15 protein-coding genes and 4 tRNA genes are annotated in these 19,044 nt (G+C 56.5%); 14 read left to right on the plus strand and 5 right to left on the minus strand.

Translation table 11 applies throughout. The features are described 5' to 3' along the window. Window positions 1–268: 268 nt before the first annotated feature. Window positions 269–2,281 (minus strand): prolyl oligopeptidase family serine peptidase, encoded by a 2,013-nt coding sequence (locus tag U6G28_08605; GenBank protein WRS29578.1) that lies wholly within the window; start codon window positions 2,279–2,281, stop codon window positions 269–271. A gap of 370 nt (window positions 2,282–2,651) precedes the next feature. Between U6G28_08605 and dxs the strand changes: the two genes are divergently transcribed. The 3 genes from dxs to pflA all read left to right on the plus strand — a co-directional run bounded on the left by dxs (window position 2,652) and on the right by pflA (window position 7,871). Further along, a complete protein-coding gene (gene dxs / locus U6G28_08610; protein WRS29579.1) occupies window positions 2,652–4,577 on the plus strand; it encodes a 1-deoxy-D-xylulose-5-phosphate synthase in 1,926 nt (641 codons plus the stop codon). A gap of 170 nt (window positions 4,578–4,747) precedes the next feature. Further along, window positions 4,748–7,012, plus strand: coding sequence for a formate C-acetyltransferase (gene pflB / locus U6G28_08615; protein WRS29580.1), 2,265 nt, complete (start codon window positions 4,748–4,750; stop codon window positions 7,010–7,012). Beyond that, complete coding sequence (pflA, locus tag U6G28_08620; protein ID WRS29581.1) at window positions 6,978–7,871, plus strand: pyruvate formate-lyase-activating protein; 894 nt, start codon at window positions 6,978–6,980, stop codon at window positions 7,869–7,871. The genes pflB and pflA overlap by 35 nt, the downstream gene beginning before the upstream one ends. 66 nt (window positions 7,872–7,937) lie before the next feature. On the opposite strand, the gene U6G28_08625 is transcribed toward pflA, so the two are convergent. From U6G28_08625 to U6G28_08635, 3 genes are all read right to left on the minus strand, one after another. Further along, a complete protein-coding gene (locus tag U6G28_08625; GenBank protein WRS29582.1) occupies window positions 7,938–8,237 on the minus strand; it encodes an antitoxin in 300 nt (99 codons plus the stop codon). 108 nt (window positions 8,238–8,345) lie between these two features. Further along, window positions 8,346–9,794 (minus strand): HRDC domain-containing protein, encoded by a 1,449-nt coding sequence (locus U6G28_08630; protein ID WRS29583.1) that lies wholly within the window; start codon window positions 9,792–9,794, stop codon window positions 8,346–8,348. Further along, the gene (locus U6G28_08635; protein ID WRS29584.1) at window positions 9,787–10,350 is read right to left on the minus strand and encodes a DUF3000 family protein; all 564 of its coding nucleotides are present in this window, start codon (window positions 10,348–10,350) and stop codon (window positions 9,787–9,789) included. The genes U6G28_08630 and U6G28_08635 overlap by 8 nt, the downstream gene beginning before the upstream one ends. Before the next feature lie 693 nt (window positions 10,351–11,043). Between U6G28_08635 and U6G28_08640 the strand changes: the two genes are divergently transcribed. The 9 genes from U6G28_08640 to U6G28_08680 all read left to right on the plus strand — a co-directional run bounded on the left by U6G28_08640 (window position 11,044) and on the right by U6G28_08680 (window position 18,338). After that, on the plus strand, window positions 11,044–11,532 hold the full coding sequence (locus U6G28_08640; GenBank protein WRS29585.1) for a helix-turn-helix domain-containing protein: 489 nt from the start codon (window positions 11,044–11,046) through the stop codon (window positions 11,530–11,532). Between the two features lie 41 nt (window positions 11,533–11,573). Then, complete coding sequence (locus tag U6G28_08645) at window positions 11,574–12,383, plus strand: IS3 family transposase (protein WRS29586.1); 810 nt, start codon at window positions 11,574–11,576, stop codon at window positions 12,381–12,383. Between the two features lie 61 nt (window positions 12,384–12,444). Next, window positions 12,445–12,978, plus strand: coding sequence for a GNAT family N-acetyltransferase (locus U6G28_08650; GenBank protein WRS29587.1), 534 nt, complete (start codon window positions 12,445–12,447; stop codon window positions 12,976–12,978). Between the two features lie 32 nt (window positions 12,979–13,010). Next, window positions 13,011–14,069 carry a GNAT family N-acetyltransferase gene (locus U6G28_08655; GenBank protein WRS29588.1) on the plus strand — a complete coding sequence of 353 codons (1,059 nt, stop codon included), beginning with the start codon at window positions 13,011–13,013 and terminating at the stop codon, window positions 14,067–14,069. A 77-nt stretch (window positions 14,070–14,146) separates the two neighbouring features. After that, a tRNA-Gly gene (locus tag U6G28_08660) sits at window positions 14,147–14,219 on the plus strand. Window position 14,220: 1 nt separating this feature from the next. Then, window positions 14,221–14,292, plus strand: a tRNA-Val gene (locus tag U6G28_08665). 103 nt (window positions 14,293–14,395) lie between these two features. After that, entirely contained in the window at window positions 14,396–15,649 is a 1,254-nt protein-coding gene (locus U6G28_08670) for a peptidoglycan bridge formation glycyltransferase FemA/FemB family protein (GenBank protein ID WRS29589.1), read from the plus strand. Window positions 15,650–15,699: 50 nt separating this feature from the next. Beyond that, window positions 15,700–16,959 carry a peptidoglycan bridge formation glycyltransferase FemA/FemB family protein gene (locus U6G28_08675; GenBank protein ID WRS29590.1) on the plus strand — a complete coding sequence of 420 codons (1,260 nt, stop codon included), beginning with the start codon at window positions 15,700–15,702 and terminating at the stop codon, window positions 16,957–16,959. A 74-nt stretch (window positions 16,960–17,033) separates the two neighbouring features. Next, window positions 17,034–18,338 carry a peptidoglycan bridge formation glycyltransferase FemA/FemB family protein gene (locus U6G28_08680; protein ID WRS29591.1) on the plus strand — a complete coding sequence of 435 codons (1,305 nt, stop codon included), beginning with the start codon at window positions 17,034–17,036 and terminating at the stop codon, window positions 18,336–18,338. Window positions 18,339–18,427: 89 nt separating this feature from the next. On the opposite strand, the gene U6G28_08685 is transcribed toward U6G28_08680, so the two are convergent. After that, entirely contained in the window at window positions 18,428–18,742 is a 315-nt protein-coding gene (locus U6G28_08685; GenBank protein WRS29592.1) for a hypothetical protein, read from the minus strand. 121 nt (window positions 18,743–18,863) lie between these two features. Between U6G28_08685 and U6G28_08690 the strand changes: the two genes are divergently transcribed. Both U6G28_08690 and U6G28_08695 read left to right on the plus strand, forming a co-directional pair. Continuing rightward, a tRNA-Gly gene (locus U6G28_08690) sits at window positions 18,864–18,936 on the plus strand. Window positions 18,937–18,973: 37 nt separating this feature from the next. After that, a tRNA-Cys gene (locus U6G28_08695) sits at window positions 18,974–19,044 on the plus strand.

Genomic DNA, 19,044 nt, shown 5'->3' on the forward strand with positions numbered 1-19,044 from the left:
TCGTCCTAAGACATTCGGGGCCTTGCCAAATTGGAAGACCGAACCCCGGTGGGGCTCTCACCCACCGGGCCAGAAGTATTGAGCCCAATATAGGGCCAGAATCCGGGGTGTCAACAAGCAAACACTTGTTGACACCCCGGATTCTGGAAATACTTCCAAAGTTGCGCGCCCTTGTACTGGGCCACGAGTCATGCCCGTGATCTTCCGGGTTCTCTCACTGGAAGGCGGGTCCTCGTGCTAGGAAGCAGAGCTCACGCCAGCTATTGCGTTACTTCCAGTTCTTGATGTCAACCCGGGCACCGTCATCAACCGGAATGTCCCAGATCTTTCCGTAGAAACCAAGCTCGTCGCGCAGCATCTCGTGAACCACTCGGTCATGGGTAAAGATGTGTGGCTCTCCCGCAAACAGTTCGATTGCGGCGGGTTTCCCCAGTTCTACCAGGCAGTCATAGGTCTTCTGTGCCTGAGCAACGGGGATCATCTGGTCGTCGGTACCATGAATCAGCAGGACTGGGGCAGAGACCTTGTCGAGATGCGCACAGGGGGAGAGTTCCTTGAGCCGCGGATCGTCCGGTCCCGTTACTCCCATGAGACGCCCCGGATAGAACGCCACGAACTTGTTCGACGTTAGGGCTTCTGGCGAAATATCTGAAACGCCCGAAATCAGCGTTCCAGCAGAGAACACATCAGACTTTTCGAGAGCCGAAAGAATCGTGATGCCGGCGAAGGACTCACCCCTGATTGCGACTCTTTCTGGATCGATCATGCCCTGGTCCGCAAGGTGCTCAACCCCGTCAATGATGTCTTTCACGTCACGGTCGCCCCAGTGTCCGTTGAGCGCCTCACGATACGTGCGTCCCCGTCCCGTTGAGCCGCGAGGATTCGGACAGAGAACGGCGAAACCGCGGCTGGTCCAGTATTGGATTCTCGGTTCGAGGCCCGCTCTGTTCGACATTGTGGGGACTCGGTTCACCGTGACCAACAGCGGCGGAAGTTCTCCCTTGGGCGCCTGGTAGTCGGCGGATGTCGGAGGGTAATAGAGACCATAAACGCGCCAGCCGTCCCGAGTCTCCCAGCTAATACGTTGGGCCATCGAGAGGTGGTCATCGTCTACGAGAGCTTCAGACGACGGGCGGACCACCGATGCCTTGGCGTCCCTCACCTCAAGGATGGTTGGGGCTTCGTCCTCCCTGAAGCCAAGGAATATAACGCGTTCACCCGAGACGGCAACGTTGCCCACAGGCTCCCATCCGAGGTTCCACTCCTCAAGCAGACCGTTGTCGATACGCATCGTACCTATATGCCAGGCTGAATCCTCGGACCACGCACACACCAGATGCTCATTATCAAGGTTGTCGTAAGAGTGAAGCCCGAGTTCCCAGTGAGGCCGGGAAAATGCGCGGGACCCGGGGTGGAGGGATCTGGTACGCAGACGGTTTTGCCAGGCATCAAGAGGCTCCGAACCCCTCCTAGAAAACCCCTCGGTTCGATAGAAGTTGGCCCACCCCGTCGAATCATCGACGTGAACTAGATCGCCATCAAGCGTCCATCTCGGCTCGTATGCGCAAACGTCGGGTCGGTCGACAATAACGACGTCAGAGATTAGGTTTCCCTGCTCATCGAGATCGCCGACGTGTAGCTCTGATTTGGTCCACGGCATTTCGGGACGGTTCCATGTCAACCATGCCAGCTTTGTTCCATCGGGAGAAAGAGTGGGGGACGAAACAAAGTCGGTTTTTGCGAATATGGTCTTGACCTTCGACGCATCGCGCGTTGCGGAGCCATCCAGGGGAATGGTGGCAAGAACATTGGTGGGTTCGCCGCCCTCCTCGACCTGCGAGTGGTCCTCGAGAATTGAGTAGACCAGGCCGCGCGACAGGTCTATCTCGAAATCGCCGAACCGTTGTTGCCCAAGCTGAGTGAGCGGCACCAACTCGCGATTTCGATCTGGAATCCGGAAAAAATAAACCCGGTTGTCGGTTCCATCGGAGATAACTAGGTTGCCGTCTTTGGCGGCATACGCCCGGCCACCCCGTTCATGGACGTGGGTCGAGACGTTGACAAGTCTGGACCCTTCAAGCATCGGTAGAACCTCACGCGTTTGCTGCATGGCGTCGCGACGAAGTAGGACAGAGCGACCCGGGCGGCGGGGGTTGTCCTCGACCCAATAGATGTCGGGCCCGTCGACGCGAAGTTGGCTGAGAGTGACTGTCCTCTCGGTAATGGTCTCGGGCGTAATCGGAGACTTCCAAGTTCCGTAGGGAGCAATCTGCGGTTCCATGCCACCTCGCTAGCAATAGTCGTATTGGGGTGTCTGTCTCACAGTCTAGTGTCCCGCGTTGCAAGTTCGTCTCCTAGGTCGCGTGTAGAGCCGGCGCATCACGAGGTGGCGAGCGAAGCCTCATCAGCCGTTCCGGGCGTGTCAAGCTCACTCCGCTTGCTGAGCCGCATCACAGGGCAGCCAGTGAAGACCCATCCGGTGTTTCGGGGCGTGTCGATTACCGAGGCGCATCACAAGGCAAGTCAAGCAAAGGACGCCGAGAGCGTGTCAAGCAAAGGTGCCGCCGCGAGGTTCTGCCTCGGCGCGTGAGATAGGAAGCGAAGTCGCGGCACGGAGCACTAGCCATCCTCTCTGCATTAGACTTCCCCTCATGACCCGTAGCCAGGACTCGAAGCACCCCGTCCTGGACCGTATCAATTCTCCTGAAGACCTAAGAGATCTGACTCCCGCTGAGTTGGTACTTCTGGCTGAGGAGATCCGCGCGTATCTGATCTCTTCAATCTCAAGAACCGGCGGACACCTTGGTCCTAACCTGGGTGTGGTGGAGTTGACACTTGCTCTCCACCGAGTGTTTCATTCCCCCCTAGACACGTTGGTATGGGACACCGGGCACCAGTCGTATGTCCACAAGTTGCTCACCGGACGCAAGGACTTCGGCGATCTTCGACAGGCTGGGGGACTCTCGGGCTACCCTTCAAGGGCGGAGTCGATACACGACGTGGTGGAAAACTCACACGCTTCGACCGCGCTGTCCTGGGCCGACGGGATTGCGATGCAGAAGTTGCGTCGTGGAGACAAGTCCTCGACCGTCGCTGTAATCGGTGACGGTGCGTTGACCGGAGGAATGGCCTGGGAGGCGCTGAACAATATTTCGGACGGCCCACAGGTACCCCTGGTTGTCGTGGTAAATGACAACGGACGTTCGTATGCCCCCACGGTAGGCGGATTGGCGCACCACCTGGATGGTCTTCGTACTTCCGTGAAATATGAAGAGACGCTTTCGTGGGCCAAGCGGACTTTGAACAGCATGGGGCCGGTAGGGGAGAGAACATACGATGCGCTTCACGGCCTAAAGACCGGGATCAAGGACGTAATCGTTCAGCAGACGATGTTCTCAGATCTTGATGTTAAGTACATTGGGCCCGTTGACGGGCACGACCAGATTGCCCTGGAGCTGGCCCTTGAACAGGCCAAAAGCTTCCGCGCTCCGGTCTTGGTGCACGTGATTACGCAGAAGGGACGCGGATACACGCCTGCAGAGGAAGATATCGCCGACCGTTTTCACGCGGTCGGGAGGATTCATCCTGAAACCGGTCTGCCAGTCACTCCGCAACGCTTTGGATGGACCAAGGTTTTTGCGGAGCATATCGTCAAGGCGGCGGCGTCCAACGACGATATTGTCGGGGTCACCGCTGCAATGATGGCCCCGGTGGGATTACAACCGCTGGCTGATCAGTTCCCCGATCGTGTCTACGACGTGGGAATTGCCGAACAGCACGCGTTCACGTTCGCGGCTGGAATGGCGTACGAGGGCGCGCATCCGGTGGTCTGCGTCTACGCGACCTTTATGAACCGAGCGTTCGACCAACTACTGATGGATGTTGCGCTACACCATGCCCCCGTAACCATCGTCCTCGACCGTGCCGGGCTGACGGGCGAGGATGGACCTTCGCACAATGGAATGTGGGACCTGGCCCTCGCGGCGATGGTGCCCGGACTACGTGTATGCGCTCCTAGGGACGAGGCGACCCTGCGACGCGGGATTGACGAAGCAACCTCTTGGGATCAGGGACCCACGCTATTGAGATATCCGAAGGGCGCTCCGCCAGAGGACCTGGAGGTGGTTCGCCAGCAGGATGGAATCGATGTTCTCTTTGAGTCGGTTTCTGAGTCACCGTCGGTATCAGTCCTAATAGTCGCGGTTGGCGCTACCGCCGTCGAAGCAGTTCGCAGCGGCGAGGAACTGGCTGGACAGGGATTTGCGGTTACCGTCGTTGACCCGGTGTGGGTGTTGCCAGTGAACTCGGCACTAATCGACATGGCGGCTTCTTTCGACGTTGTTGTGAGCGTCGAGGACGGCCTCGAATCCGGTGGAGTCGGCTCCGAGATTGAACGCCTGATAGGCGAAGAGCGTGACCAGGTCGTGCATGTGCTTGGGGTGCCTCGTGCCTTCCTTCCTCAATCGACGCGAACTGATCTGCTTCACGAATTCGGGCTCGATTCTGAGGGCATCGTCGATGCTTCAAAGCGGGCCGCCGCGACGGTGACCACCGACAGGACAACCGAAGGACATTAGTCCCAGACGGACCGTGATCTACGGCTCGAATTTCACTCAGTTCCCCGCTGTTTCCGCACCTTGTGACTGGTTACATCGAGCCCCCTCATACCAACGAAGAGTGCCAGGTTCTATGCTGAGGTCATACGGGGAGAACCCCTGTAACAACCCAATACTAGGGAGCGAATCCAATGGCGATCAGCACAGAACCCGCTGCCGATACAAAGACCCAGACAGCGTGGAGGGGATTTGAGCCGGGACTCTGGCAAGACCTTGTCGATGTCCGCGACTTTGTCCAGATGAACTACACGCCTTACGAGGGCAATGCGGAGTTCCTTGAGGGCCCAACTGAGCGCACCACGCGGGTGTGGCAGACGCTTAGCGAGATGTTCCCGAAAGAGCGTGAGGACGGGGTCTATGACATTGACACTAAGACCCCCGGCCAGATTACTTCCCATGGCCCCGGGTACATCAGCGAAGACGACAACGTGGTTGTTGGTCTGCAAACCGATGCACCACTAAAACGAGCCATGATCCCCAACGGTGGATGGCGCATGGTCGAGAACTCTCTGAAGACGTATGGATATGAGGTTGACCCTACCGTCAAGGAAATCTTCACCAAGTATCGCAAGACCCACAACCAGGGAGTCTTCGACGTTTATCCCGATTCCGTCCGCAAGGCGCGTTCTGCTCACGTCGTAACAGGTCTTCCCGACGCATACGGCCGCGGTCGCATTATCGGTGACTACCGTCGCGTCGCTCTGTACGGTGTTGATCGACTGATCGAGGCGAAGCAGGTCGATAAGGCCGAACTGAACAGCCGCTTCTCGACGGAGGAAATTATTCGTCACCGTGAAGAACTCGCGGAGCAGATTCGGGCGCTTCAAGAACTCAAGGAAATGGCCGCAAGCTACAGCTTTGACATTTCTGGACCCGCAAGCAACGCTAAGGAAGCCGTTCAGTGGCTTTACTTTGCGTATCTGGCAGCGGTTAAGGAGCAGAACGGCGCGGCAATGAGCCTTGGTCGAACCTCCACGTTCTTGGATGTCTACTTCGAGCGTGACCTTGCAGAAGGCACATTGACTGAGCAGGAAGCCCAAGAAATCATCGATGACTTTGTCATCAAACTCCGTATTGTCCGCTTCCTGCGTACTCCCGAGTACGACGCACTGTTCTCCGGTGACCCGACTTGGGTTACCGAGACGATTGGTGGAACCGGTCGTGACGGCCGTCCGCTGGTCACCAAGAACTCTTTCCGGATGCTTCAGACTCTAAACAACCTGGGTCCGGCTCCCGAACCGAACATGACGGTGCTTTGGTCAGAGACCCTGCCCGAAGGATTTAAGGACTTCTGCGCCAAAACTTCAATTGAGACCTCGGCAATCCAGTACGAGTCCGACACTTTGGTCCGTGAAGCATGGGGCGATGATGCTGGAATCGCATGCTGTGTTTCTGCAATGGCAATCGGAAAGCAGATGCAGTTCTTCGGGGCCCGAGTAAACCTGGCAAAGGCCCTGCTTTATGCAATCAACGGTGGTCGGGATGAGAACACTGGAGCACAGGTGGCTCCGCCCACTCCGGCAGTATCCGGTGACGTGATGGACTTTGAGGATGTCTACGCCAAGTTCGATGTCCTGATGGACTGGTTGGCTCGCACATATGTCGATGCCCTCAATTGCATCCACTACATGCACGACAAGTATGCGTACGAGCGTATCGAGATGGCTCTACATGACACTGAGATTCTACGAACCATGGCCTGTGGTATTGCCGGTCTCTCGGTCGCGGCCGACTCGCTGTCGGCGATCAAGTACGCGAAGGTAACGCCAATCCGCGACGAACGTGGGCTAATCACCGACTACAAGATCGAGGGCGACTTCCCGAAGTTTGGCAATGACGATGACCGCGTTGACGAGATCGCCGTTGACCTAGTTCACCGCTTCATGGAGAAGATTCGTGAGTATCCGACATACCGCGACGCACTGCACACTCAGTCGGTACTGACGATTACCTCTAACGTCGTCTACGGCAAGGCTACGGGGAACACGCCCGACGGGCGTCGGGCGGGTGAGCCGTTTGCCCCGGGCGCCAACCCGATGAACGGCCGCGATACCCACGGAATGCTTGCTTCGGCACTGTCTGTGGCGAAGCTGCCGTACAGCGAGTCACAGGATGGTATTTCGCTTACCAACACTGTCGTTCCCTCCGGTCTGGGACGCACCGAGGATGAACAGGTGAAGAACCTGGTTGGTTTGCTCGATTCGTACATGGGGGAGCAGGGCTACCACATGAACGTAAACGTGCTGAACCGTGACACCCTCTACGACGCTATGGAACACCCGGAGAACTACCCGCAACTGACTATTCGTGTTTCGGGATACGCGGTGAACTTCGTGCGGCTTACCAGAGAACAGCAGATGGATGTCATCTCCAGGACGTTCCACGAGCGCGTCTGACGGAGTCGCAGGATTCTACTCACCCGCACCGCTAGAGACTCCCGTTGCCCGTATAATGGGCGCGGGTCTCTCTGGACTTGATTCTGCCGATGACCTGGAGCGCGTCGAGCAAGCCAGGATGATTCACTCTGGCGAGCTCATGTCAGTGCACTCCTGGGAACTTGTAACCGCCGTCGATGGTCCGGGTACCCGAATGACCACATTCCTTTCGGGGTGTCCTCTGAGGTGTCTTTATTGCCATAACCCCGACACGCTTGATATGCGTCGCGGCACCATGATCCCGACCGAGGAACTCATGGAGCGAATGCTCCGTTACAAACGAATCTTTGATCGGACCGGGGGCGGTATCACCATGTCGGGTGGAGAGCCCCTGATGCAGCCCGCGGGCATTGCAAGGATCTTCGAGTTCGCGAAGGAAAACGGGATTCATACGGCGCTGGACACGACGGGGTTCCTGGGTTGGCGCTGTACAGACGAAATGCTCTCTAACCTCGACCTGTGCCTGCTGGACATCAAGTCGGGAACCGAAAAGACGTACAGGGCGCTGACCAGTCGAGAGTTGCAGCCGACGATCGAGTTCGCCAAGCGCCTAAGCGATGCGGAAGTATCGGTCTGGGTTCGATTCGTACTGGTTCCCGGACACACCGACTCGGCTGATAATATCCGCGAGGTGGCTGAGATCGCGTCGACGATCACGAGCCTTGAGAGGCTTGAGGTACTTCCGTTCCATCAGATGGGGCGCGATAAGTGGCACGCTCTCGGCCTGCCTTACCTACTTGACGAGGTCGAACCGCCCACGCCAGGCGAGACAGAAGCGGCAAGAGATATCTTCCGTGAAATGGGAATCCCAACGTTCTAGCAGGAAAACCAGAAGCGCGGTCGGAGTTTATTCTCCGTCCGCGCTTCCCCGGCTGACTATGACGATTTACTCATTACCAATCTTGCGGTCGATCTGATCTCGAATAGTCTCGATTGCTGCCTTCTTGTCGGGCGCAGCGCCCTTCGCAGCCTGTTCCAGAGCATCAAGAATCTTGTCACTGACGGCTTCTGCCTGGTCAGATTTGAGCAGTTCATTGAGACTTCCAGCATTGAGACCAAGGGAGCTCAGGTCGATTCCGGCTGCTTTGGCCACAGCGTCCTCATTCGCGTCGGCTCCAAGCCCGAGGGCCTCCTGAGCCTTAGCAAGGATGGATGCCAACGGGTTCTCTGCTTTTGCTTCAGCCATTTCGGCCTCCTCATTAGTCACATCTAGTTGGTGCTTTCTCGGACATAATGCACGATTCGGATCGTCTGCGTAGCGGTTTTGAAAAACCTGGACGCCTCCTGCGTTGACTTAAGCTGTCACCCGCGGCGGTCTTGGAGAGGCAGCCCTGACGTTTGGTAGAGGGTCATTGAAGGAATCGAGATACGAGCGAAACAGATCGCGTTGCCATGGCCTAGCACCGGCTTGTTCGAGTCGTTGGATAGCAGCGTCGATGAACTGTGCTTTCGTCTTTAGCTCAATCCGTTTGGGACTCGGATGCTCAGGGGTCGGAACTTCTCGGTTGAGAGGCCACCACGCAAGAGCACGCTGAACTTTGGCGCTCAGAACGACATCCGGGGCGACTTTAAGTGGCTCGGCAATGGATGCGACTGCCTCGCGAACCTCAGTCAACCGCTCGGCAGCGACCGGGTCGATGCGTTTCCACTGACCCGCTGCCGGCACTGAGTATGGATCGGCAGCGGAGCGCGCCGGGTACGCACCAGCCGGCAGATCGTAGGCTCGGGTCGCGGCGTGCCACCAGGAATCTATGTTCCTCCGGGCCACGGGCCGCTTAAAATCGTTGATCTGTAGCAGTTCACGCTTGGATGCGGGGCGGCTCAGCGACGCCTCAATAATGGCGCTTGGAGTCAGAACCCGTCCGGGGGCCGTGTCTGTGTCTTTTGCGATTTCTTCCCGTTCACGCCACAGTTCTCTGGCAACTGCAAGCTCCTCCGGGCGGCGCAGCTTACCGATGCCCTTGAGGTTGCGCCAGTGGTTCGGCTTCGGGGCCAGGGGAGCTCGGAGCTCATAGTCAAACTCCTGCTCGGCCCACGCCCAGCGATCAGACTCCTCAAGCCTTGAGGTAAGTACCTCGCGGAGCTGCGGGAGAAGTTCCACGTCCAGCGCTGCGTATGCCAACCAGTCTTTTGGAAGTGGCCTGGTGGACCAATCCTCGTTTTGATGGTTCTTCTTGAGACGGATTCCCAGGTACTCCTCGGTAAGTGCTCCGAGCCCGAAGTGCTGGGAGCCCAGCAGTCGCGCCGCAATCTCGGTGTCAAAGATTGATGAGGGACGAAGGCCGAGGTCCTGCATGCAAGCCAGGTCTTGGTCTGCGGCATGGAGGATCCACTCGGCGTCGAGAGTCCTAGAGAGGACGCTCAAATCAGGCAATAGGTGGCTATCAATGAGAAATGTTCCTACGTCTCCCCGACGTATCTGAACCAGATACGCGGCCGAGCCATACGTCCGACCCTGAGCTCGCTCGGTATCCACCGCAACGGGCTCAGATGAGCCCGAAAGCTTGCCCGCTGCTTGTTCAAGATCCGCGAATGTGTCAATTAGCGACGGAACTCCTTCCGCCGGTTCAACCAGTAGTGGAAGCTCGTCTGTTACTTCGTCTGGTCCTGCCAGAGGAGTGGAGGGAGAGTCCGCGTTGCTCATCGCAGTCTCCGCCGAACGTCTTCTCTTTCGAACACGGCGGGTTGCTAACGCCTCTGGTTCGGGATCGTTTGGAGCCAAGAATAGGGGTGATTCACCCATTTATCGTCCCAAAGGATGTGACTCCGCTTGGCTCTAGGCCACAGTTCTGTCGTAATGCTTCGCTCCATGCGGTCAAGTGTTCCGCCAACTCCTCACTAACTGGGCTCCAAGAACAACGTAGGTCAGCGTTCAGAACCGACCCCATCAGGTCGAGGCCGCCAAAGGTCTCCGTGATCTCTCGAGTTACTGACCCAACGAGACGGTCAAATCCGGCCCCGGCCTCGTCGAAACTGTCTACAAGAGTCTGCCAGATTGCCTCACCTAGCAATGGGTCGGTGCTCTGGTCCGCATCGATCTGGATTCGAGCATGCCCGACCAATCGAAAGGGTCCGCCCCAGTTCTCTTGTTCATCCGGGTCGTAAAGAACGACCAACGTGGAACTGCCGATTGGGTGTTCCTCATCCGCTAGTCCTGCATCTACCTGCACTGCCGCGGCGTAGGGTGACAGTCGTGCGGGAGCAGGTGCTTCGTAGATCGAAAGTGAAGGGTCAACACTGGCACGCCGCAGACTCAGTAGTGCGTCTACGAACGGCTCCGGCGGGCCAATCTCATTCACGAAATCACTCTACGAGGATGGCGGGATTGGATTTCGCTGGCACGCCGAAGAAGCCTGAGCAGATCGGGCAAATAACGACAAAACAGCCATTCGAACCATGCCGGGGGACCAAGTAGACTCATCTGGACGGCTCGGGATACGAATGACTTGTCTACGGGGGAGAGACGTGATGGACGGTTCAAAATCAGAAGGCGTGTCGTCGATTAGTGCTCAAGAGATGCGGTCGTTGGCTGTTGATGCGGAGATAAACGTTCCGATAGAACAGACCTGGGTGTGGTACGAATTCGATGAAGCTCTGCCGGGACGGTCCCTGGCCGGATTCTTTTCGATTCAAGTAGATAGCCGCGCAGTGGCAGTGATGGCCCTAGAGCGAATACAAAGAGACGGAGTCGAGTTTCTTCACACGCCAAATGGCCCGGTCTGGCTTGTTCCGCAGAGCGCGGAGCTGGAACAGCGGGTCACAGACCTCATAGTTGCCTGGGCCAAAAAGGAAAATCCCTGGGCTGCCTTCATCCGTCTACAACTCGCATTCGAACCAAAGAGGGTGGGAGAGTGGGCCAAAGAGATCGCCGCTGAGCGTTCAACTGTGGTGTCCCTGGAGGGCGGCGAAGAGGGAATTCTCAGCCAGTTCTCTGAACTGGTCCCCGGAAGTTGGACTGAGAAATCAGATACCGACTTTCGGGGAGCTTTTCTATGCGAACACGTTCACTTCTTTCACCCAACCAACGAGAACTCGCGGTTGACTATTTCGAGCAGGGGTACGGCGCGGGCGCGACCGCAAACCGTCTGCGAGTGCCCATGGATCGGGTGCGCATGTTGTATGAGCGTTGGCGAATCCATGGCAGATTGTGTCTTGTGGAGAAACCAACAAAAACTGCGTACTCGTATGACCGTAAGAAGGAGATCGTTGATCGGTTTCTGGCTGGAGAGTCTAAGCGTGCCCTGGCCGAGGAATTTCAGCTCAGTTCGCCGAACTTAGTCAAGAACTGGGTGCACAAGTATCGAGTTGAGGGGGAAGACGGACTGCGGCCTAAGCCCAAGGGCAGGCCGAAGGGAGATCCTGATGTTCCCCAGCGGCCAGTTTCTGAGCTGGAACGCGTGCAACGGGAGAACGTGCGGTTGCGGGCGGAGAACGCGTACCTGAAAAAATTGCGGGACTTGAGGGATCAGGGGCTGCACTAAAAACACGTGCTGTAGCCACTCTCAAGGACGACTACGATCTGTTGGTACTGCTCGATGTCGCAGGGCTTGCCAGGTCAACGTTCTATTACCACCTGGCCAGACTCGACGGCGCAGACCCGCACGCGGAATTGAAAGCAGCGGTCGAAGAGATCTTCGAGCACAACAAGTCCCGGTACGGTCACCGCCGCATCCACATCGAGCTGCGTAAGCAAGGGTGGCAGGTCGCGAAGAAAACCGTGTTGAAAACGATGCAGGTCCTGGGGTTGAAACCCAAAACGCGTAGCCGTAAACGCTTCTCCAGCTACAAGGGCAACGTCGGCAAGATCGCCCCGAACCTACTTAACCGCCAGTTCTTTGCGGATCGCCCGAATGAAAAATGGGTGACGGACGTGACTGAGTTCAAAGTAAGGGAAGCCAAGCTGTATCTGTCACCGGTCCTGGATCTGTGCGACCGCTCTATCGTTGCGTTCGCCACGAGCCAGCACCCAACAGTGGAGTTCGCGGTGTCCTCACTGAGGGACGCGCTCGAACAGCTCCCAGAGCACGCATCGCTCCTGGTCCACAGTGACCAAGGATTCCATTACCAGCACGCGCACTGGCAACAATGCCTAGCAATGGCAGGCGCTGCGCAGTCGATGTCCAGGAAGGGCAACTGCCTGGACAACGCAGTAATGGAGAACTTCTTCGGCCACCTGAAGGAAGAGATGTTCCACCATGACTCCTTCGACAGCATCGAAGACCTCGAAGCCGAGATCCACGCATACATCGCCTGGTACAACACCGAGCGCGTCTCACTCACACTTGAGGGCATGAGCCCGATGGAATACCGTGCTCATGCCCTCGCCGCATGATGCTTTAATTAAGCCGTCCAACTTCCGGGGACCAGTTCACTCCCAGGGGGCCAGGGAGGCTTTGCTGAAAGCGCGATCCGTTTCCCCCGTCATCGTTCGAGACGAGACATACCTGGCGCGTGAGGACTTTGCCCCGTACTTCGCGCTGCTGGAAGATAGCGAGGCCGCCCCAGAGTTCGCCTCCTGGAGTCGGAGTACATACAGCAAGCTTATTGAGCGCCTTACTCCCGGGCATGTGCGCCTATACGCGGCAAGGTATGAAGACCAACTGATTAGTTGGCTACTTTTCACTATTTCCGGAGTCGAGGCGGTATGCGAATGGAGCGCGCGTTCGGCGGCAAGCGCAGACATAGACGCACTCGCTCAGACTGCATTGGCGGCAGCGGTCGACCTGGCTGACCAAGGAATAGAACGTCTCGAGTTGCGCGAAGGCATCCATCCAGAAGCGCACAGACAGGGTTCGCTCGCATTCTTGCGCCAGGAATTAACTGGGGAGTATACCGAGACATCTATCACCTACGATTTGCCTCTCAACCGGATCGCAGAGGGAATCATGTGGATAGTGTCGAGTCTGCGAAGCAAGCTCGGTCGATAGGATCGGTGGACGCGATAGTTCGGAGGCACCAATTGTCTGAGCGCAGCACGTTTCAGATCGAGAAGATAGATGAGACCCAACTACGGCAACTAGTCGACGACACGGGCGAAAGCCTACCCATCGAGCAAACCCCCGCTTGGTACAGATTTGAGCGCACTTTTCCTGACCGCACTTTTCTCGGATTCTTCGCCATCTACCGGGACGCAGATCCGATTGCGTTGATCGCCCTACAAAAGGTTGAGTATCACGGGACCTACTTCCTCTGGGCAAAGCATGGTCCTGTGTGGCTTGTTTCTCTCACCCCCGAGCTTGAGGCCCAGGTTGCGTCAGCGCTCGTTGACTGGGTCAAGCAAACCCACCCTCGGGCTGCGTTCCTGCGAATCCATGTGGACGAGGGGTGCGAGGGGACCCATCCTCCGATGCAGATCGTCACCTATGACCAAACTGTGGTCATGAGTACAGTCGGCGGTGCAGACGGCATCATGGCCGGTCTCAAGAAGCGCGGCCGGAGCTACCTCCGTCAGTACCTGCGTCGCACTCCCGTAGAAGTCGTGGACGAAACAGCAGAAGCCATCAGTGACTTTGCTCGGTTCCACCGCCTGATGGCTTCAACCGCTTCGCGACAGAGCTTTAGTGCGTGGTCATCCGATGTCTATCAGTCAATGTTGCGCGAACTGGGTCCGGAACATGCTCGGCTCTACGCTGCCCTACTGGACGGAGAGATGGTGGCATGGGCAATCTTCACGGTCTCCGGAAAACAGGGAATCTATTACTACGCCGCCTCAAGCGAAGCTGGTAGGGAAGTCGGAGCCCCGACCCAAATCCTCTACCGCGCGGCAATTGCGCTGGGTGACCAGGGAATTGAGGAGATCGACCTAATGGGCATTGGCTCAGAGCTTGCTCCTTCGCTGATGCAACTCAATTCCTTCAAAACCGGGTTTGCCAAAGAAGTAAGCGAAGTGACTCCGGCACGCGACCTGGTAATCAGCATGCCTCGGTATCGTTTCCTTACCACTATTCGGTCGGGAAAACGGGTATTGAGAGAAGTAAATTCACGTCTTCGTGGCAAACCCAACGAAAAGGGCAAATAGTCGACTTCGGGTTTGTTGAGTGGACCCACCCCTGGTAAAGTCTCCATTGCTGATTTGAGCAGTTGCTCAATCTCAACGCGGATGTGGCTCAGTTGGTAGAGCATCACCTTGCCAAGGTGAGGGTCGCGGGTTCGAGTCCCGTCATCCGCTCGGGCCGTTGGCGCAGCGGTAGCGCGCTTCCCTGACACGGAAGAGGTCACTGGTTCGATCCCAGTACGGCCCACTACACAATCCCTGGACCCGGTAATCGGTCTGGGGATTCTTTATTATTGACTAAGAGGCCGAGTTGTGGATGCCCTGGGCCGCACAACCTTGAAAGTGATGACGTGGAATTTCAAACACTGACGGATGAGCAGTACCAGGGGTTTATTGATCAGTATGATCGCGTCTACCTGACCCAGCTTCTTGAGTACGGCGATGTCCGCCGGGACGAGGGAGTAGAGATCGCACGAGTCGGTCTACTGAACGGCGGCGAGATCGTTGCGGCAGCGACGGTCGTCTTGGAACCATGGAAGAAAGTGTTTAGACGCGCGTGCGTTTACTACGGGCCGATGCTTGACTATCGAGAGACTGGGCTACTTAGAGAGTTCATAACGGGCCTGAAGGCATGGGCCCACAAAGAACGAAGCGTGATCGCGCTACGAGTAAATCCCTATGTGTTGCGGCGTTTCTATAAAGACATCACGCCGGGCCCGGAAACCGAGATTGCGAAATCGGTAGATTCAGTAATGAACGACCTCGGTGGCCGGCGTGTCCTCGGCGACTTCTACACGGATCCAACGATTCAGCCTAACCACATGTACACCAAGGACCTTGGAAACATGAGTTTTGAGCAGATACTTTCTTCGGTCAAAAACAACGTTCGAACGGATATCCGAAACGCAACGGCAAACGGTGTCGAAGTTGAGTTCTTGGGGCCGGAGGATTTCGGTGTCTTGCGAGCGGTCCTGGACCACACAGAGGATCGAACGGGTATGCCTCCCATCACGGATGCCAATCTTGCCCGATGCAGGGACATGATGGAGAAGATGGGCACGGCACGTTATCTCTTCCCAGCGGCAATTCTTGACACGAATCGGGCGCTCAAATCAATAGCACAAGAGACGGAGACAATCGAACTTCAGATGAAGCTGCTGGAACCCGACCATCAACACACTCCGACACGCAAGCAACAAAAGCAGCTGAAGGAGTTGAAATTCAGACATGACGCACTGATTCGGCGCAGGGAGAAGACTCTAAAGGTTTCACGGGAGCGGGGCGAACACGTGGTACTCACGGCAAGTCTCTTCGTTGAGACCCCGACAGACCTCATCTACCATCACTCGGGTGGCTACGAGGATCTGGCAAGCTTTCGAGGGATCTACGCGATCCATGAGGCGATGCTGAAACACGCTGCGCTCCGGGGACTCCGTTGGTACAACATGCATGCGGTCCCGGACCTGGCTGATGAGAATGGTCCCGGGCTTGGAGTCCTTGAGTTCAAACGCCACTTTCAGGGTAACGTCGAGGAACTCGTCGGGACCTATGAGTTTCCGATTAGGCCGTTTCTAGCCAGGGTTCTCGGCGCGGTTGGAGGCTAGCCAGTCGACAATCCACTAAGACGCACACAACGCAGTTGGGAGACTGAAACGTGGAGTTTAGGGAACTTACGGACGCGGAGTACCGTGACTTACTGGGGCGGCAGGATCGCGTGTATCTCAGCCAGCTGGTCGAGTATGGGGATGCTCGCAGGCTCGAAGGAACGGTGGTTCAACGAGTCGGGCTGCTAGCGGACGATGGGACACCACTCGGCGCAGCAACAATTTACAACCAGCCCTGGAAGAAGGTGTTTTTTCGCGCGATCGCTTACTACGGTCCGATGGTTGATTTTATGGATGAGAGCCTCGCTCTTAAACTCGTCCGAGAACTGGTCCGCTGGGTAAAGAAAGATCCCCGCGTGTTGGCACTTCGAGTTAATCCCTTTGTGCACCGGAGACCCTACCGCGACATTACGCCGGGCGAGGAGAGCGAAGAAGCTCGAGCGGTCGACCGTGTTATGGCCCTGGCCGGGGCGACGAAAGTGAAGGGCGAGTATCAGGACGGGGTGTCTGTTGCCGCAAACTTCCTTTATACGAAGGACCTCGGTCGAATGAACTATGAAGAGGTCCTAGCATCAACAGGAAATAACGTTCGGGCGGGTATTCGTAAGGCGGCCAGCAATGGGGTAAAGGTTGAGTACCTGGGGACCGAGGACTTTGCGATTCTCAGAGATGTCTTAGATCATACTGCTGAACGTACCGAGATGCCGCCCGTCCTGCCCGACGACCTCGAACGCGCGCGCCAATTGATGCGACTGATGGGGCCGGAGACATGCCATTACATGGTTGCTATTCTGGACGCAGAGGAGACCTTACGCGCAATCGATACTGAGCTTGAATCAGTGAAGGAAGAGTTAGCTCACTTTGACGAGTTGGAAAAAGATCGCCAGTTGACTCGGAAGCAACATAATGCCCGAGAACAGTTGCGGGACCGGATCAACGGGTTACTACGAAGACGTGACAAGACTGAGAGGGTTCGGTCGAAGCACGGAGAGAAGGTAGTGCTCACCGCCAGCCAGTTTATTGAGACCCCCACTGACATGATTTTCTACTATTCGGGTGGGTACTCCGACTTGGCTGACTATCGCGGTATCTATGCGGTTCACAATGAAATGATGAAACGAGCTGTCCAGAAGGGACTTCGCTGGTACAACTTGAATGTCATTCCGGGCGTATTTGACGCGGAACAACCCGGGTACGGACTGGTCGACTACAAGAGGAACTTTCACGGCAATGTCGAAGAGTTGGTTGGTACATACGAGTTCGCGATTCGCCCCAGGCTTGCTAAGTGGCTCGGAGCCGTTCAGCCGTAAATAGCTCTATAGTTCGCGCCAGAATTTCCGGTCAGTTCGGCCGGTGGCAATGAATCTATACTGACCGTATCTCAATGTTGTCCGTATACGACCATGAAGGCGAAGGCGTGGAGTTTCGAGCACTTTCTGACCGCGAGTACCAGGCGTTTCTGGACGACCAAGAACGTGTCTATTTGACACAGCTCATCGAGTACGGAGATGTTCGCCGAGAGGAAGGTCGAAGAGTCGATCGGGTTGGACTCGTCGACGATGGACGAGTGGTCGGCGCGGCAACGGTCGTGTATGAGTCGTGGATGCGAATCTTTAGGCGCGCGCTGGTGCACTTTGGTCCTGTGCTCAACTTTGATGATTCTGATCTAGTGAGACTTTTCATCGAGGAACTGAAACAGTGGGTCATGCGGGATCCGAGGGTGATTGTGCTACGAGTAAATCCAGATATGATCCGCCGTCCGTACGACGACTTGATCGCGGGGGACGAGTCCTCGGCCGCCAAACGGCTTGACGCTACCATGGCAATGGTCGGAGCTACGAAGGTGAAGGGCGAGTACTTCGACGATACTTCCATACACCCAATCTTCATGTATTCAAAGGATCTTGCGGGACTCGATTTTAGACAGGCTATTGCATCTACCGGAAACAATGTGCGAAGCGGGATCCGTAAAGCCGCCTCCGGTGGGGTGCGGGTTAGATTTCTTGGAGCCGATGATTTTCCGGTCCTTAAGTCCGCGCTGGATCACACAGTTGAGCGCACGGGCATGCCAGAAATTTCGGATGACGCTCTCGAGCGGACACGACGGTTGATGAAGCGGATGGGTCCTGAGAAGTTCCAACTGGTTGTGTCGGAACTTGACGTCGAGGCTTCGTTGACCGCAATTGAGGGGGAACTTGAGGCGTTGAGCGCAAAGATTGATGGTCTCGAGAGGGACCAACGAGAGGCGGAGACAAGGGGCCTGAGTTTCTCGAAGAAGCATGCCAATCAACTCCGAGAAGCGCGTACCAGGAATGACGCTCTGATAAGGAATAAAACGAAGACGGAGGAGGTACGCCGCAAGTACGGAGACCGTCCGATTCTCACAGTATCAACCTTTGTTGAGACACCCTCCGACATGATTTTTTATCACTCGGGAGGTTATGACGACCTGGCTAGCTATCGAGGAATCTACGCGGTACACGAAGCAATGATTGCCAGGTCGATTGAGCGGGGAAAACGCTGGTACAACCTGCACGTTATCCAAGGTGTGTTTGAGGAGGGCAAGCCAGGATTCGGATTGCTCGACTATAAGAGGAACTTTCACGGCACTATCGAAGAACTGGTGGGTACGTACGAGTTTGCGCTACGCCCATTCCTGGCCAGGAATACCGGTGCGGTACAGAGCTAGTCTTAGTCTTCCTGTGGGATGTCTCGACTAGTTCTTAGGGGTGGTGCCAACGCCGTCTAGCAATATACCCGGCAATGACGTGAAACGTCTCAGTCAGATCCCACCAGCTCGAAGCAGGGTTCGATTGCTCCAAGTATTTCGTCTAAAGCGGCAGGGTCGGAGTCAAGTTGCTGCTCCAGTTGTGCGAACTCATCAGCCGTGTACTTCTTTTGTAGTTGTTCAAGTGAGCACTTGCAGTATTCGCTCTCGCCTTCGGACGAGCCATCGCAAGCATCGAGGAAGTTGGTCTCGATCTCTTTGGGCCACCCCCCGGAATCAGAGTCAGTCCCACCCGCACCGCAACCGGTGAGCGCGAAAACTGCGAGGGTAGCGGAAGCCAGGATGCTTGCGAGGCGTAGTTTCATGGGTCCGAATCTACCAACCCAACTAGGTAAACGTCACGTCCTCGTAACTTGCCGCTAGTCGCTTCCGTGACATAGAGTTCTAGGCGCAAAGGAACCAGCGCTTGGTGGCTTTGCTCGTTTTGCGGATGTGGCTTAGTTGGTAGAGCATCACCTTTCCAAGGTGAAGGTCGCAGGTTCGATCCCTGCCATCCGCTCGAGACTCGTGTTCTTAGGCTGAACAGGTGTCAAGTTGGTGGGTTGGCCGAGTGGTGAGGCAGCGGCCTGCAAAGCCGTATACACGGGTTCGAATCCCGTACCCACCT

It is taken from the genome of Actinomycetaceae bacterium MB13-C1-2, assembly GCA_035621235.1.
Classification (GTDB): domain Bacteria; phylum Actinomycetota; class Actinomycetes; order Actinomycetales; family Actinomycetaceae; genus Scrofimicrobium.